At 73.3% G+C, this 15,952-nt stretch carries 10 protein-coding genes; 3 read left to right on the top strand and 7 right to left on the bottom strand.

Annotation, left to right across the window (positions count from 1 at the left end):
* Nucleotides 1-193, top strand: a 193-nt coding sequence (locus IO40_RS0123490; RefSeq protein WP_031176077.1) for a transglycosylase SLT domain-containing protein, incomplete at its 5' end; no start/stop codon positions are given.
* Nucleotides 194-317: 124 nt separating this feature from the next.
* Here the strand turns inward: IO40_RS0123490 and IO40_RS0123485 are convergent.
* The 5 genes from IO40_RS0123485 to IO40_RS0123465 form a co-directional block, all read right to left on the bottom strand.
* On the bottom strand, nucleotides 318-1,460 hold the full coding sequence (locus IO40_RS0123485) for an FAD-dependent oxidoreductase (RefSeq protein WP_016473216.1): 1,143 nt from the start codon (nucleotides 1,458-1,460) through the stop codon (nucleotides 318-320).
* A gap of 239 nt (nucleotides 1,461-1,699) precedes the next feature.
* A complete protein-coding gene (locus IO40_RS0123480) occupies nucleotides 1,700-2,794 on the bottom strand; it encodes a hypothetical protein (protein WP_031176076.1) in 1,095 nt (364 codons plus the stop codon).
* Nucleotides 2,795-3,214: 420 nt separating this feature from the next.
* Nucleotides 3,215-4,141, bottom strand: a complete 927-nt coding sequence (locus IO40_RS0123475) for a D-alanyl-D-alanine carboxypeptidase family protein (RefSeq protein ID WP_016473214.1) — start codon at nucleotides 4,139-4,141, stop codon at nucleotides 3,215-3,217.
* A 260-nt stretch (nucleotides 4,142-4,401) separates the two neighbouring features.
* Entirely contained in the window at nucleotides 4,402-5,568 is a 1,167-nt protein-coding gene (locus IO40_RS0123470) for a tetratricopeptide repeat protein (protein WP_016473213.1), read from the bottom strand.
* Entirely contained in the window at nucleotides 5,565-6,863 is a 1,299-nt protein-coding gene (locus IO40_RS0123465; RefSeq protein ID WP_030407073.1) for an ATP-binding protein, read from the bottom strand. Before IO40_RS0123465 ends, IO40_RS0123470 begins: the two co-directional genes overlap by 4 nt.
* A gap of 156 nt (nucleotides 6,864-7,019) precedes the next feature.
* Between IO40_RS0123465 and IO40_RS33980 the strand changes: the two genes are divergently transcribed.
* Both IO40_RS33980 and IO40_RS0123455 read left to right on the top strand, forming a co-directional pair.
* On the top strand, nucleotides 7,020-7,532 hold the full coding sequence (locus IO40_RS33980) for a MarR family winged helix-turn-helix transcriptional regulator (RefSeq protein ID WP_016473211.1): 513 nt from the start codon (nucleotides 7,020-7,022) through the stop codon (nucleotides 7,530-7,532).
* 1 nt (nucleotide 7,533) lies between these two features.
* Entirely contained in the window at nucleotides 7,534-8,313 is a 780-nt protein-coding gene (locus IO40_RS0123455; RefSeq protein WP_031176075.1) for a class I SAM-dependent methyltransferase, read from the top strand.
* A 107-nt stretch (nucleotides 8,314-8,420) separates the two neighbouring features.
* Here the strand turns inward: IO40_RS0123455 and IO40_RS0123450 are convergent, their stop codons facing one another.
* Nucleotides 8,421-9,116: a ribonuclease H family protein gene (locus IO40_RS0123450; protein ID WP_031027218.1), complete on the bottom strand. Its 696-nt coding sequence runs from the start codon at nucleotides 9,114-9,116 to the stop codon at nucleotides 8,421-8,423.
* Nucleotides 9,117-9,213: 97 nt separating this feature from the next.
* Entirely contained in the window at nucleotides 9,214-15,909 is a 6,696-nt protein-coding gene (locus IO40_RS0123445; RefSeq protein ID WP_031176074.1) for a non-ribosomal peptide synthetase, read from the bottom strand.
* Nucleotides 15,910-15,952 lie beyond the last annotated feature (43 nt).

Raw genomic sequence — 15,952 nt, 5'->3', positions numbered from 1 at the left:
CGACTGGGACATCAACGCCCAGAAGGGCATCCCCTCCAAGGGCCTGCTCCAGGTGATCCAGCCCACCTTCGACCAGTACCACGTCAAGGGCACCGCCGACAAGCTCACCGACCCGGTGGCCAACATCGTCGCGGCCTGCAACTACGCCGCCGACCGCTACGGCACCATGGACAACGTCGACTCCGCCTACTGACCGGGCAGGCACCGACACCACAGCACCGCATGCGAGAGCAGGAGCGGCTGGAAGGGTCCCCCTTCCAGCCGCTCCTTCGTCGTGCGCGCCGGCCTTCGGGCCGGTACGTGACGAAACGGGGTCGTCACTCGGCTTCCGCGGCAGAGGTGAAGAACTCCGCCAACCGCTCCAGGCCGTGCTCGCCGAACATGGTCTCCAAGCTCGCGGCGGACTCACGGGCGGACGCCTCGCTGCGGGGGAAGAGTGCTTCCTCGTACGCGGTCAGCGCGGCCTCGCGGTCGCCGGGGTGGGCCGCGATCGCCCGGCCGAGCTCGGCGCCGTCGAGCATGGCCAGGTTGGCGCCCTCCCCCGCGAACGGCGACATCAGATGGGCGGCGTCGCCCAGCAGCGTCACGCCCGGAACGCGGTCCCAGCGGTGCCCGACCGGCAGGGCGTGGATACGGCGGGGAACGAGCGCCCCGTCGGCGTCGGCGACCAGGTCCCGCAGTCCTTCGTCCCAGCCCTCGAAGTGCGAGAGGACCGCCGCCTTGGCGGCGGGGACGTCACGGAAGTCGATCGTCCCCAGCCAGTCCTCACCCGCTGTGAGCGCGGCGTAGACGTGCAGGCTGCCGTCGGTCTCCCGGTGTGCGAGGAATCCGCGCCGGTCGCCGAGGCAGATGAAGAACCCGCCGCCGATCAGGGCGGCGCTGCGCGGGTGGCGGGCGTCGGCGTCGTGCAGGTCGGTCTCCACGAACGAGATGCCGGTGTAGGCGGGCCTGGCGGCGGAGACCAGCGGCCGGATGCGGGACCAGGCACCGTCGGCCCCGATGAGCAGGTCGGTGGTGATGGCGGATCCGTCGGCGAACGTCACCTCGTGGCGTCCGCCGCCGAGCGGGCGGACGCCGCTCGCCTTCCTGCCCCAGCTGATCGCGTCGCCGGGGAGGGAGTCGAGGAGCAGGTCGCGCAGGTCTCCCCGGTCCACCTCGGGACGGCCGCCCGTGCCGTCGTCCTCCTGGGTCACGTGGACGGTGCCGTCGGGGCCGACCAGCCGCATGGCCTGGCCACCCCGGTGGATGATCTTCTCGAAGTCCTCGTACAGACCGGCGGCGTGCAGTGCCTGCTGGCCGTTCTCCTCGTGGATGTCGAGCATGCCGCCCTGGGTGCGGGCGGCGGGTGATGCCTCCAGTTCGAAGACGGTCGCCTCCACACCGTGCGCGTGCAGGACGCGGGCGGCGGTGAGGCCGCCGAGACCTCCGCCGATAATCGCGATGGGGTGATGGATGGACATCTGTGCTCCAGGGGCGCCGGGGGACGAGCGAGAAGGTGTCGGGCCGCTCCTTGAGACGAGCCGCGCCGACCTCTCCACCGTAGCGAACATGTTCGTAACGAACAAGTTCGTCCATCGGCGAGGAAAAAGCCGTGCTCCAGCCCCCTCGAAGGGAGGTGGCCGGAGCACGGCGCCGCATCATCCGTCGTTCCGCCGCCGGAGCGGCTCGTCCGGCCGCAGACCGGCCTACGGCACGGTGTCTACGAGCGGGTGGCGGTTCCGCACCGCGCTCCCGCGGCCTCCCGCATCCGTGCGTCCATCGAGGTGCTGCGGTCGTACGGGTCGACATCCGCACCGTCCGGCGCATCGGTGCGTTCGTCCCCGAATTCGGGGACGAAGTAGCCGGTGCGCGGCCCACAGCCGCCGTTGGTGGTGTCCGCCCGGTAGGAGACGAGGGAGAACGTTCCCTGCTCGGTCCTCACCCGCTCCGGGTCGTCCCAGCTCATCACGATCTCGCGCCGCACGATGGTGCGGGCGACCTCGTCGCTTCCGGCGTCGGCGCGCGCGACCGGATAGACGAAGGTGACGTCCGCGGTCACCTCCACCGCTCCGCGCTCGCCTTCCCGGTACGTGATCCGGCCCCGCGTCTTGACCACGTCCCCGACCAGCCGCACCTTCGTCTTCGCGAAGCGGCTGAACAGCATCAGCGGATCGTTCTTCCGGCTGGGCTCGCTGAACGCCGTCTTGAGGTAGCTCTGGACGTCCGGCTGCTGCGGGTTGATGAACGCGACCGCTTTGTGCGGGTACCGTCCCCGCAGTACGCCGGTGTCCAGGCTGGACGCGGCGAGGAAGTCACGGGAGTCCGCCAGCGCCCGGGAGACCTCTTCCTTGCTCATCCAGCCGGTCGCCCGGGCCGCGGGCATGTGGATCCCGGCCGTTCCCTCGTCCCACCGTGCCGCGGGCGAGCCCCTGAAGGGCTCCTTTCGGGTCGGACGGAGAGCTGCCGCATCAGTCGCGGGCGGCCCGCCGGGCTGCTCCGATTCGGCGGCCAGCGGTGTCTCGTCGCCGTCGCCGCCGAACCATCCGATCATCCTCCCGCCGGCCAGCGCAGCGACGAGCAGGACGGCCGCGCCCAGCAGCACGGCGAGGTGCCGGCCCCTGAAGCGGCGCTGCCGGGCCGGCTGTTGCTGGTACGTCCGCCACCCCGTCGGCCGGTCCGGCTCCTCGCGCAGCCGCCGGGCCACCATCCGCGCCCGCGCCGAGGGCTCCTTGGGTGCGTCGTCTCCCCCGGCCTCGGCCGTGCGCAGGAAGCGCTCCCACTCCTCGTCCGGTATGGACGCCCCGTCCTTGTCCACCACGTGCTCCCGTCCCCACACGCCCGGCCTTCACGAATCGGCCGTTTTTTCGAGCATCATCACACAGTTTCACGTTTCCCAGGCCGTGGTGCCGGACGGAGAGCACTGCCGGCGGTGATGAGCGGCACGGTGGGCCGGGCCGGGCGGGCCTGCCGGGCGGGGACGCGTCGTGCCGGGGAGGGGGCGGCCGTCACATGCAACGGCCGGGGCCCCTTGGTTCGGGGCCCCGGCCGCGGGCCAGCGGGCGCGAGGAGGGAATCCGTCGGGACGGCCCGGCATCACGGCCGTGACGAACGCCGCGCCTGCCGCCGTTCCCGCTCTTCGGGGTCCGATGCAGGAGCAACGGTGCCGCAGACGTCCGCTGCCCGTCGGTCGACGGGCACGCCGCTACCGGCCTGTCCGGTCATCGCACCGAAGCGCCTAGTCCTGCTGGCTGTCCGAGGGCAGCTTGCGCAGCTTCAGGTCCTTCGCGTGGTCCGTGCCGAACCCGTGGTCCAGCATCTTGGCCGCGTCGTCGTAGCGGTCCTTGCTGTTGAGCACGGTGCCGACGAGGGTCTTGTCGCCACGGGTGGCGGCGAAGACCAGGCACTCGCCGGCCTTGCTGGTGGTACCGGTCTTGATGCCGATGGCCCCGGGGTAGGCGCCGAGCAGCTGGTTGGTGTTGGTCCAGGTGTAGTAGCGCGTGCGGCCGTTGGCGGCGGGCGCCTCGCCCTTGTACTTCTTGGTGCTCACCACCTTCCGGAAGACCGGGTTCTCCATCGCGTGGCGGGCCAGCCGGGTCAGCTCCTCCGGTGTGCTGGTGTCGTCACCGGTGCCGTCGAAGGTCTCGAAGTGGGTCTTGGGCAGACCGAGCTGATTGGTCTTCGCGTTCATCTTGTCGATGAACGAGTCGACGCGTTCGGCGGATGTGTCACCCTCGCCGAGGTTGTCGGCGAGGGCGTAGGCGGCATCGGCACCGGAGGGCAGCAGCGCCGCGTAGAGGAGCTGCCGGACGGTGACCTTGTCACCGGTCTGCAGATCCGCCGTGCTGGCGTGGTGCTCGGTGACGTAGTCGCGGTACTGCTGCTTCACCTCGACCTTGGTGTCGAGGTCGGTCTTGTCGTCGAGCACCACGGACGCGACCATGATCTTGGTGGTGCTGGCCAACGGACGCGCCGTGTCCCCGGCCTTGTCGTAGAGGGACTCGCCGCTGTTGACGTCCAGCATCTTGGCGCCCTTGGCGGCCACCGGCGGCGGAGCGTCGGGGGCCGAGACCGCCGACGCCACGAGCGGCGTGCCGACGAGCAGCGCGCCACCGGCGGTCAGGCCGATGACGAGATGCCGGGTTTTCGGTTTTCTCAGAGCCATGGAGAGAACTCCAGGTAGTGACTTACAGATGGGCCAAACAGCACCCCCGCCTGGGAAGCGGGGGGCCTGAGAAGTCTGACGGTGGCTCTGAGCAGGAAGTTCACGAAAAGGTGTGCCGATTTCGCGCAGACGTTGGAACGGCAGCAGTCACACCCTGCCCGGAAAGTCACCCATTACCCCGCAAGCCTCCGATCATGGGCGTAACCGTGCGGCTCGTCGGCTCCGCGCGGCCGGGCGGGCCCCCGCCGGGGGCGTCCCGGTCATGTGCGGCGGCGGAGCGAGGCGAGTGCCGCGCGCGTGTACGGCCGGTCGAAGTACATCGTCAGGAGCGAGGCGACGAGGGTGACCCAGAACATCACGCGCGGCACGTCGCGTTCGGTCCACGGCACCAGAGTGATCACCAGGACGCACACCATCACGGCCGCCGCGTGGCCGACGGCCAGGCGGGCCCAGCCGTCGCGGCGCAGCAGGGACCGTACGTTGAGCCGCACGCCGCGACGCCGCCTGCGGTAGCGCAGCAGCGCCCCGAACACCCACACGGGGACCAGCAGCAGCACGTCCCACAGCCGCTGTCCGAGCGACAGGGGCAGCGGGTCCGGCGCCCGGTCCTCGGGGGCGAAGGCCAGATCGAGGCCGACGGCGGTGAACAGCAGGCAGAGCAGGGCCAGCCAGCGGGTGCCGCGCAGCAGACGGTAGGTGGCGCTGTCCAGTTCGCGCTGCATGTCCGGGGAGGCGGGGTCCGCCGTGAGCGCGTCGGCGACCAGATCGGCCGCGTCGGCCGCCCGCGTCCCCGGGGTGTTCGCTGCCTTCCGGGTCTGCTGCGCCAGGGCGAAGGGGTGCTGCGGGTCGATCCGCAGGATCTCCTTCTCCAGCTGGTCGGTGACCGTGTGGTTGCCGTCGACTCCCGCGACCTTCCAGGCACTCATGTAGGCCGCGACATCGTCGGGACCCAGCCGGATGCCCTCCTGGGCCAGCTGGGATGCCTCCTCCAGCAGGACGGACGCCTGGTGCTGCCGGGAGAGCGCGTCGGCCGCGTCCCGCGCCGGCTGCTGGCGCAGCCGGCCGGCCCGGAAGGCGAGGACCTCGGCGAGCAGCGCGTAGGGGCGGTGGTAGTGGGGGGCGAGCCGGACCGCCTCGCGCAGGGCTGCCTCGGCGTCCTCCATGCGGTGCAGGCCCCGCAGTGCGGTGGAGCGGTAGATGAACGCGCCCGGCTGCTTCGGGTCGAGCCGCAGCACCTCGTCGGCCGCCTCCAGGGCCCGCTGGTGCTCGCCGGCCCCCAGGTGGCAGCGGGCCATCTCCAGCCAGGCGCTGACGTCCTGCGGTGCCTCGGCGATCCGGTGGGCCAGCACGGCGGCGGCTTCCTCGTACCGCTTGAGGTCGATGAGGGCTGTGGCCCGGTCGACGGACTGGTCCTGGTCGGTGTTCACAGCCTGCGCTTCCTCTTCAGGTAGGCGACGAGGTCGTCGTACTGGCCGCCCTCGTTCGCGTACAGCGCCACGTTGCGGGCGGAGGCGAACCACGGCTCGGTGGAGGGGGTGAGCTGCTTGGCCGCGCCGAGCAGGTCCTTCATGCCGATCATGCGGACGGTGCCGGTGCGGGCCGAGTCGAGCAGGGCGCTCTCGGCGGCCGACTCGCACAGGTGCGCAAGGTCCGCCCCGGAGAAGCCCTCGGTGAGCTTCACCAGCTTGCCCAGCTCGACGTTCTCGATGGGACGGTCGCGCAGATGGTGGCGGAGGATCGCCTCGCGGGCCGGCGCGTCGGGCGGCAGCACCAGCAGTGTGCGGTCGAACCGGCCGGGGCGCCGCAGGGCGAGGTCGACGTCCCAGGGGACGTTGGTGGCGCCCAGTACGAAGACGCCCTCGTTGGCGGCGGCGTCCACACCGTCCAGTTCGGTGAGGAGCTGGTTGACGGTGTTGCGCATGCCGCTGGAGTGGGTCCGTGAGCGTTTGCCGCCCAGGGCGTCCAGTTCGTCGAGGAAGACGACGCACGGGGCCTGCCGCCGGGCGGTCTCGAAGACCTCGTGCATGTTGCGTTCGGAGTTGCCGATCCACATGTCGAGGACGTCGTTGACGGACACCGACAGGAACTTGGCGCCGAGTTCACCCGCGACGGCCCGCGCCACGAATGTCTTGCCGCAGCCGGGAGGCCCGTACAGCAGGAGTCCGCCGCGCAGGCTCTTGCCGTACAGCCGGCGCAGCTCCGGGTTGCGCAGCGGGGCGAGGAACGCCGCCTCCAGCCGGTCCTTGACCTCTTGCAGGCCGCCGACGTCGGCAAGGCGCACCGCGCCGGGGACCTCGACGTCCCACGCGGCGGCGTCGCCGGGGTCACCGCTGCCGTCCTCGGTGAGGGGGGCCTCCGGTTCGACGAAGCGCGGCGGGACGGCGTCGCCGATCTGTTCCTCGGCGGCCTTCCAGTCGAATCCGCGCTGCGGCGCGGGCGTAGAGGATGCGGGCGCTGCGGGCGCGGGCGTCGAGGCCGCGGGGTTCACGGGCGCAGGCGTCGCGGTTCCGGGTGCCGTGGTCCCCATCGCCCGGGCCATCAGCGCGCGGGCCTGTGGGTCCCCGGGCGCGTGCTGCAGGGCCACGGCTGCTTCGGCGACGGCGGCGTCGGCCGCGCCCGCTTCCAGGAGCAGTTGGGCGAGGTGCAGCCGCAGCGGTACGTCCTGGGGCGCGGCGGCCACCGCCGTGCGCAGGCTCTGGATGAGGGGGGATTCAGCCGACATGGCGCCCACTGTACGAAGCGGGCCCAGGCAGTGAGCGGGCGGGCTCCGCTGGGGGTTCGCCGGCCGGCCCGCGCTCCTTCACCCGTGCGGGAGGGAGTTGGCGGCTTCTCCGCGAGGGCTGGTCCTTGCTTGTGCAAGCAATGTAGGCTCCGGCGCATGGATGGTCTCGTCATGGATGGCCTCTCCTCGGCACCCGCCGGTGACGAGGAGGACGACCGGTGGTGCATGGCCGTGCGGCTGCTCGGCCGCGTCGAGAAGCACCTGGACACCACGCTGCAGCGGCGGCACGGGCTGCCGCTTTCCGAGTACCGGGCGCTCTGCGCGCTGAGCCGGGCGCAGGACGGCGAGGCGATGCGCATGAGCGAACTCGCCGACCGCATCGGCCTGAAGGACAGCACCGTGACACGCCTGGTGGGCCGGCTGGAGACCCAGGGGCTGGCCGCACGTGCCCCCGGGGCCGGGGACGGGCGTGCCGTCACCGCCCTCATCACCGCCGAGGGCCGGGAACGCTACGCACAGGCCACACCCACCTACCGCGCCGCGCTCGGCAGCGCCCTCGACGCCGCCCGCACCAACATCCATCTGGCCGACCTGGCCGCGTGGGTGCGCACCGGCCTGTCCGCGGTCGCCGGTACGCCCAGCGCTCCGCGATCCCCTGGAAGGGACTGACATGACTTCCGCTGTGAGCACCGCCGTCGAGCACTACGACCGGCTCCTGGCCGAGCACTACACCTGGATGATCGGCGGCGACGTCGGGCAACTCGCCGAGCGTCAGGCCGGTCTCTTCACGGAGCTCGGCCTGGCCCCCTCCGCCGAAGGCACCACTGCCGTCGATCTGGGCTGCGGCCCGGGAGCACAGACGCTGGCCCTGGCCCGGCTCGGCTTCGCCCCCGTGCTCGCCGTGGACACCAGCCGCGAACTGCTGGACGAACTGGCGCGGCACACGCGCGGATCAACGGCGGTCCGCCCGGTGCACGGTGATCTGCGCACCGTGCTGCCCCAGGCCGTCGCACCCGGCACGGCCGGCGCCGTGGTGTGCATGGGCGACACCCTGCCGCACCTGCCCGCGAGGAGCGACATACCCGTACTCCTGGGCGACATCGCCCGCGCCCTGTGCCCGGGCGGCCACTTCGTCGCCGCCTACCGTGATCTCACCGGCGAGTTGCACGGCACGGACCGCTTCATCCCCGTACGCGCCGACGCGGACCGGATCCTCACCTGTTTCCTCGAATACCGCGACGAGGAGACGGTGACGGTGCACGACGTGCTCCACACCCGCACCGGCGCATCGTGGCAGATGCGGGCCGGCAGCTATCCCAAGCTGCGCATCGGGCCGTCGTGGCTGGCCGGACAGTGCCGCGAGGCGGGTCTGCGCGTCCGCTCGGACACCACGGGCCCCGGCGGCATGCGGCTTCTGCACGCCGACAAGCCCTCACCGGCTTCCTCCTGACGAGGGGGCGCGGCGCAGCCGGACACAGGACTTGGTGGCGGCCCCGGGTGCTGCCCGCGCACAGTTCGGGCAGCACCCGCGGCACCGGGGCGGCAACCGCCCCCCCGTTACGCCGTGGCGCCGTCGCGGCAGGCCGGGTGGCCCCAGCCTGAGGCGACCTTCGTGATCTCCTCGCCCGTCTCATAAGGGGACCGGCAGTGACCGCAGCGGCCCGGGAACCTGGCCTTGATGACCGGTGCCCTCCCGCCTCCCCGACGACGCCCGGCGGTCTTCCCTGCGCGGGCCGCGCGCGGTTTGTCCTCGGTCGCCGGGCTCGGCTGCGGGATCTCGGGTGTGCCGTGCGCGGTGCCGGCGGGAGCCTGTTCGGTGGCCGCGACGCTGGCGGCGGCGTCGGCGATCGCGTTGAGCGGGTCACCGTTCACCTGGTGGGCGAGCACATGCCGGAAGACCACGTCGCGCCCTTCGAGCAGGGCGTCGATGCGGACGACCAGCTCCTTGTTGGCCACGGGCTTCTTCGACGCGGTCTGCCAGCCGTTGCGCTTCCACCCCGCAATCCATTTGGTGACCGCGTTCATCGCGTACTGCGAGTCCATCCGGATCTCCAGCGGTACCGCCGGATCGGTGGCCTCCAGGAGCTGGGCGAGGGCCGTCAGCTCGGCGACGTTGTTGGTCGTCCGGCCCAGCGGGCCCGACTCCCAGCGCTGCGGTGTGCCCGCGGGGTCAGCGAGCACCCAGGCCCAGCCCGCGGGCCCGGGGTTGATCTTGGCGGCACCGTCACAGGCCGCGACCATACGTTCAGGCATCCCTCGATCATGCCAGGCCCCGCTCCCCCGTGAGCGGCCCGCACGGGGGAGCGTCCGCGGCACCGCGTTGCGCGGCCTGCGGGCCCTGCTCAGGGGGTCACAGGGCCCCTTCCTCCATTTCCTCCATCCGCTCCGCCTCGCCGCCCGCGGGTGACGTCCGGCTGCGGGCGAGGTCCGCGAAGGCGCCGAGAGTCGGACGGGCGAAGAAGCGGCCGAGGGGCAGCCGCACCCCCAGCTCCGCCGCCGCCCGCTCGACCAGCCGGACCGCCTTGACGCTGTCGCCGCCGAGGGTGAAGAAGTTGTCCTCCGGTGTGCGCACCGGGCAGCCGAGGACGCTCTCCCACAGGGATGCCACCGACCGCTGGACCGCGTCGAGCCGCCCTTCTGTCTCCTTCTCGCCGGCTCCCCGGCCAACGGCTGCGGCCACGGCAGCGGGCACACCGCGCCGGTCCACCTTGCCGTTCGCGGTCAGCGGGAGCACGGGCAGCGCGGCGATCCGGTGCGGCACCATCGCGGGGGGAAGGCGCTCCTCCAGCCAGTGCCGCAGTGCGGTGGGCAGCGCCGTGCTGTCGCAGCCGTCGGCGGGGACGACGGCGGCGACGAGTTCGCGTGCGGCGCCGGAGGCCGAGACGGCGGCCGTCGCACGGCTCACGTCCGGGTGTGCGGACAGCGCGGCCTCCACCTCGCCCAGTTCGATGCGGTGGCCCCGGATCTTCACCTGGTCGTCGGTGCGGCCGAGGAACTCCAGCACTCCACCGGGCCGGTACCGGCCGAGGTCGCCGGTGCGGTACCAGCGGTGTCCGTCGGCGGTGACGAAGCGGGCGGCCGTCGCCGCGGGGGCGCCGCGGTAGCCGCGGGCCAGTCCGGTGCCGCCGATCCACAGCTCGCCCGGCACCCAGTCGGGCCGGTCCTCACCGTTCGCCGGGTCCACCACGCGGTAGCGCTGGTTGCGCAGCGGCCTGCCGTACGGAATGGAGGGCCAGCCGGCCAGGGGGCCCGCGATGTCGTGCGCGTTGGACCAGATGGACGCCTCCGTGGCGCCGCCCAGGCCGACGAGGCGGCAGTCGGGCACCAGCGCGGACAGCCGGCCCGGCAGGTCGAGGCCGATCCAGTCGCCGGACAGCAGTGCCAGCCGCAGGGCGCCGGGGACGCGGCCGGGCTGGTGCTCGGCGACCGTCAGCAGCATGTCGAGCAGTGCGGGGACCGTGTTCCACACCGTCACCTGGTGCCGGACGCACAGGTCGGCCCACCGCTGGGCGTCGCGGCGTTCCTCCTCGGCGACGGTGACCAGCGCGCCGCCGGCCGACAGCAGGCCGAAGACGTCGTAGACCGACAGGTCGAAGTCGAGAGCCGAGACGGCCAGGACCCGGTCGTCGGGGCCCACCCCGTAGCGCTCGTTGACGTCCTCGACCGTGTTGGCGGCGGCCCCGTGGGTGATCTCGACCCCCTTGGGGTCACCGGTGGAACCGGAGGTGAAGACGATGTACGCCAACTGGTCCGGGGCGGCGGCGGCCGGGGCGGCGACCGGCTCGTGACGGTCGGCGTCGGTCAGCGGCAGAGGGACGGCGGGCCACTCCTCGCCGGTGGCCTCCGCGGTCAGTACCAGCCGCGCGCCCGCCCGGGTGACGATGCGGTCGCGGCGTACCCGTGGCTGGTCGATGCCGACGGGCACGTACGCGGCCGAGGCGGCGAGCACACCGAGGACGGCGGCGATCTGGTCGGGGCCCTTGGGCAGGCAGACGGCGACCGGCTCGCCCTCACGGACACCGTGCGCGGTCAGCAGCGCGGCGATCCGGCGGGCCCGCAGTGACAGTTCTCCGTAGGTCACGGGCGGGTGGGTGCCGTCCGCGAGGAGCGCCGGGGCGTCGGGGTTGGCGATGGCGTTGCGGAAGAACGGCGCGTGCAGGCAGGTCTCCCGCTGGGGTGCGGCCGTGTCGTTGGCCTCGTCCCGCGCGGCGCGCTGCGCGGGCGGCAGACCGACCGGCCGCGGGGCGTTCCAGTCGGCCTCCAGCAGACGCCGCAGGTGTGCGGTGTACGCCTCGAACATGGCGTCGAGCACGCCGTCGGGGAACAGCTCCTCGACGGCGTCCCAGTGCAGGTCGATCACGGTGCCCTCGAAGGTGCGCCGTTCGACGGCCTGGTGGTCCAGCCACACCTGCGGGGTCTGGGTGATGCCGTACACCTGGTCGGTGAAGAGCCCGGCCGTATCGTCGCCGGCGTCCAGGCCGAGGGCGCTGGTGAAGACGACCGGCATGGTCACATCGGCCTGCCCGGTGCGGCGGGCGAGCCGGCGCAGCACCTGGACGGCGGACAGGGAGCGGTGGTCGAGGGCCTGCCACAGCTCCCGCTGGGTGCGGCGGGCACCGGTCAGCCATGCCTCGTCGGGCCGGTGCTCGTGGCCGACCAGCACCAGCGAGGTGAAGTCGCCCAGGACGCGGGCGATGTGCGGGTGTGCTTCCCGCCGGTCGAACAGGGTCAGGTTGACGGTGAGGTCCCGCTCGCTGCTCCATGCGGACAGCACCTCGCAGTACGCCGTCAGCAGGACGGCGGACGGGGTGACGCCGTGGGCGCGGGCGCGCTCCTCCAGGGCCCTGCGTGCCGCCGCGTCGAGAGTGGCGGTGCGCCGGGCGAACCGGGGGCGGGCGACTTCGGCCGGGTCGCGGGCGAGGGGCAGCCGGGGTGCGGGCGGCAGGTCGTCGAGCCGCCGGTCCCAGTACTCTTCGGCGGCTTGCTGTTCCTCCGGGTCGGGCCGGGCGGCGAGCACGTGGTCGCGGAAGGAGACGTCCACGGGCGGCAGGGCGGCGTCCGGGTCGGCGTACAGCGCGGACAGTTCGGAGTAGAAGGTGAGGATGCTCAGCGCGTCCAGGACGAGGTTGTCCATGCCGACGGCCAGCCGTACCCGTTCGCCGTCGCGGACGGCGGCGATGCTGAACAGCGGCCAGCGGCCTGGGTCGAAGACGTGGTGCGACCAGGTGTCGCGCAGCGCGGCGCGGGCTTTTTCGGGGTCCGGTCCGGCGTCGGTGACCTGGAGGGTGAAGCGGGGGACCTCGGCGAGGACGCGCTGGTTGCCGTCGGCGTCGAAGACGGCCCGCAGCATCTCGTGCCGTGCCACCAGCCGGTTGACGGCCTCCTCCAGCCGTGCCACGTCGAGCCGGGGTATGTCGTACTCGCGGTAGAAGTGACAGCCGACGCCGCCGAGGGTGAACTCCTCGCCGCGCCCGAGCCAGTAGGCGAGCTGCACGTCGGTGGGCGGGAAGGGGTCGTGGCGGTGTTCGGGGTCGGGCGCGGGCGGGCGGGGCGCCGGGCGGGCCGGGCCGAGGTGGAGGGTTTCGGCGAAGTCGGCGAGGACGGGGTGGGCGAACAGGGCGCTGAGGGCGGTGCCCCGCGCCCCGTCGGCCCGCAGCCGGGTCAGGAGACGGGTGGCCACCAGGGAGTCGCCGCCCAGGGCGAAGAAGTCGTCGGTGCGTCCGGGTCCGGGCCCGGGGATGCGCAGGACGTCCTTCCAGGCGGCGGCGACGAGGCGTTCGGTGTCGGTGCGGGGCGGTTCGTGGCGCTGCGGTGCGGCCGGCCCGGTGCCGGCGGCGGCCAGTTGCCGCACGCGTTCCGCGACGGCGGCCCGGTCGGTCTTGCCGTTGCGGGTCAGCGGGAGTTCGGGGAGCACCACCGTGCTGTCGGGAACCATGAACGGCGGCAGGAGCGTGCCGAGGTGTTCCTTGAGGTGGGCCGGTGAGGGAAGCCGTCCCGGGGCGGGTACGACGGCCGCCGCCAGCCGGCTGTGGGGCAGCACCACCGCGACGACGGCGGACACGTCGGGATGGGTCGCCAGCGCGGCCTCCACCTCGCCGGGTTCGATGCGGTGGCCGCGCAGCTTGACCTGGTCGTCGGTGCGGCCGAGGAAGTCCAGTGTGCCGTCGGGGCGGTAGCGGGCGCGGTCTCCGGTGCGGTACCAGCGCACCCCGCCGTGCCGGACGAACCGGTCGGCGGTGCGCTCGGGGTCGCCCCGGTAGCCGCGGGCCACTCCCCCGCCGCCGATCCACAGTTCGCCGGGCACCCAGTCGGGGCAGTCGCGGCCGAGCGCGTCCACCACCCGGCAGCGCACCCCGGCGAGCGGCCGGCCGTAGGGCACGATGTCCCAGTCGCCGGGCAGCGGGAGCCGCACCTCCTGCCAGGTTGAGTGGATGGCGGTCTCGGTGGTTCCGCCGAGTCCGGCGAACCGGCAGTCGGGTGCCTGGCGGGCCAGCCGCTCGGCCAGGCCGGTGGTGACCCGGTCGCCGCCGAGCAGCACGGCGCGCAGGGGCAGCCGCGGGGCCGGTTGTGCGTCCACTGTGCTGGCCTCGGCCACGGTGAGCAGCATGTCGAGCAGGGCGGGTACGCAGTTGAGGACGGTCGCCCGGTGGGTGTGCGCCAGGCGCAGCCACGCCTCGGCGTCCCGGCGCTCCGGCTCCCCGACGCAGACGACGGCTCCCCGGGTGCTCAGTGGTGCGAACAGGTCGAAGACGGAGAGATCGAACTCCAGCGCGGACAGGGCGAGTGTGCGGTCGCCGGGGCCGAGTGCCAGCCGGTCCCGCAGATCGGCCACGGTGCACATGGCCGCCGCGTGCGGCACCTCCACGCCCTTGGGTTCGCCCGTCGAGCCGGAGGTGTACAGGACGTAGGCGAGGTCCTCGGGCGTACCGGGCAGCGGCGCGGGCAGGGGCTCGGCGGTGCGGGCGGCGTCCAGGCTGTCGAGAAGCAGACGGGCCCCGGCGGACTTGAGGATGCGCTCGCGCCGCGCCGGCGGCTGGTCCGCGGCGACGGGGAGGTAGGCCGCGCCGGCGGCGAGGACGCCGAGCACGGCGACCGCCTGCTCGGGCCCCTTGGGCAGACTCACGGCGACCAGATCGCCGGGGCCGACTTGCCGGGCGCGCAGATGTCCGGCGACTTTCAGTGCACGGTCGGCGAGTTCGCCGTAGGTGTACTTCCCGGTGCCGGTGCCGCTCCCCCACAGCAGTGCCGGTGTGCCGGGCGCGGCTGCGGCGTGGCGGAAGAACTCGTCGTGCAGCCGCAGTCCGCCACCGGGCGGCCGGCCTGTCGCGTTCGCCTCCCGGCGGGTGCGCCGCTGGTCGTCGGGGAGCAGGTCGCCGACGGGGGACGTCCACGCGGTCGCGTCGTCGGTGAGCCGGTCGAGCAGGGAGCTGTAGGCGGCGAACATGGCGTCGAGCACACCGGGGGCGAAAGCGTCCTCGCGGGCGTCCCAGTTGACCAGCAGACCGCCGTCGAGTTCGGTGATCTGGGCGTCGAGCCAGACCTGCGGGCCCTGCGAGATGATCCACACCGGTTCCCCGAAGACGCGGGTGACCGGGGCCGGGAAGAGCGGGCCGAGGCCCAGGGCGCTGGTGTGCACCACGGGGGCGAGCGTGGGGGCGCCGCGGCGGCGGGTCAGGTCGCGCAGCACCTCCACCCCGGAGTGGCGGGCGTGCGCCGCGTCGGTGTGGAACCGCTCCTGGAGCCTGCCCGCCCGCTCGGCGAACCCGCCCGGCGCGGTTCCGTCCCAGGCCGGCAGGACGGAGGAGGTGAAGTCCCCCACCAGGTCCTCGACGTCCGGGTGCAGCGGTTCGCGGTCGAACAGCGGGAGGTTGAGCAGGAAGGAGGGGGTGGCGCTCCAGGCGGTGAGGACCTCGGCGAAGACGGCGGTGAGCGCGAGCGCGGGGGTCAGTCCGTGGGCGCGGGCCCGGGCCTCGAAGGCGGCGGCCCGCTCGGGGCTGAGCACCCGGTGTCTGCGGACGACGCGTGTGGCATCCGCGTCGTGTCCGGCCGCGGGCAGCTCCGGCGGCCCCGGCAGGGCGTCGAGGCGGTCGGCCCACCAGTCGCGGTCCGCTTCGCAGGCGGCCCGGCCGGCTCCGGCGCGGTGGGCCGCCCGGTCGGACTGGTAGCGGCGGAAGGAGTAGCCGGGCGCGGCGCGGGGCACCTCGCCTCCGGCCGTGTAGGCGTCGGCGAGGTCGGCCAGCAGGACGCGGAGGCTGAGCGCGTCGGCGGCGATCATGTCGAGGTTGACGTGTGTGCGGGTGCGGCCGTCGGGCAGCAGGGTGAGCCGTACGTCGAAGACCTCGCCCGCGCCGATGTCCATGGCGCGGTGCGACAGGGTGCCGCGGATGCGGTCGAGGTCCGCCGCGGCCCGCTCGGCAGTGTGCCGGCGCAGGTCGGTGACGTGGAGGCCGGGCCAGGGGCTGGTGTCCAGGATCTCCTGGGTGCCGTTGTCGAGGACACGGACCCGGAGCATGTCGTGGCGGGCGAGGACGGACCGCACGGCCGCCTGGAGGCGTCCGGGCTCGACGCCGGTGCCGTCGAACTCGTGGTAGAAGTGCGCGGCGACACCGCCCAGCCGCTGTCCCGGCGACCGTCCGGCCCAGTAGGCGTGCTGCATCAGCGCCAGCGGGAAGGGGCCGGTGTCCTCCTCGCCGCCGGCCTCATGGCCGGTGTCCTTGTGGCCGGTGTCCTTGTGACCTGCGGCAGCCGGCGCTGTGGCCGGGTCCGGTGCCCCGGAAGCGTGAGGTGCCGGAGCGCTGGAGAGCAGGGCGTGCCAGGCGGCGGGCGTCGGATCGGCGGCGAGGGCCCCGAAGGTGACGCCTGGGGCGGCGCGGCGCCAGCGGGCGGCCAGTTTCATCAGCGTGATGGAGTCCAGGCCGAGGGCGATGAGGTTGTCGTCGTCGGCGAGGTCGCCGGGCGGCAGGTCGAGTACCGCGGCGAGCCGGGCACGCAGGGTCTCCAGGTCCGTCGTCTCGGCGGCGGCCGGATCGGTCGGGTCGGTCAGCACGGGTCTTCCTTCTTCTTACGCCGGGTACGGGGCCGGCACGGCG

Source organism: Streptomyces albus subsp. albus, assembly GCF_000725885.1.
Lineage (GTDB): Bacteria > Actinomycetota > Actinomycetes > Streptomycetales > Streptomycetaceae > Streptomyces > Streptomyces albus.
The sequence above is the reverse complement of the archived record's forward strand: the minus strand, read 5'-3'. Positions and strand labels throughout refer to the sequence as shown.

Coding starts and splice junctions, on each gene's coding strand:
- IO40_RS0123485 (WP_016473216.1), bottom strand. CDS start 1,460: ATGTCCATCCATCACCCCATCGCGATTATCGGCGGAGGTCTCGGCGGC.
- IO40_RS0123475 (WP_016473214.1), bottom strand. CDS start 4,141: ATGGCTCTGAGAAAACCGAAAACCCGGCATCTCGTCATCGGCCTGACC.
- IO40_RS0123465 (WP_030407073.1), bottom strand. CDS start 6,863: ATGTCGGCTGAATCCCCCCTCATCCAGAGCCTGCGCACGGCGGTGGCC.
- IO40_RS33980 (WP_016473211.1), top strand. CDS start 7,020: ATGGATGGTCTCGTCATGGATGGCCTCTCCTCGGCACCCGCCGGTGAC.
- IO40_RS0123455 (WP_031176075.1), top strand. CDS start 7,534: ATGACTTCCGCTGTGAGCACCGCCGTCGAGCACTACGACCGGCTCCTG.
- IO40_RS0123450 (WP_031027218.1), bottom strand. CDS start 9,116: ATGCCTGAACGTATGGTCGCGGCCTGTGACGGTGCCGCCAAGATCAAC.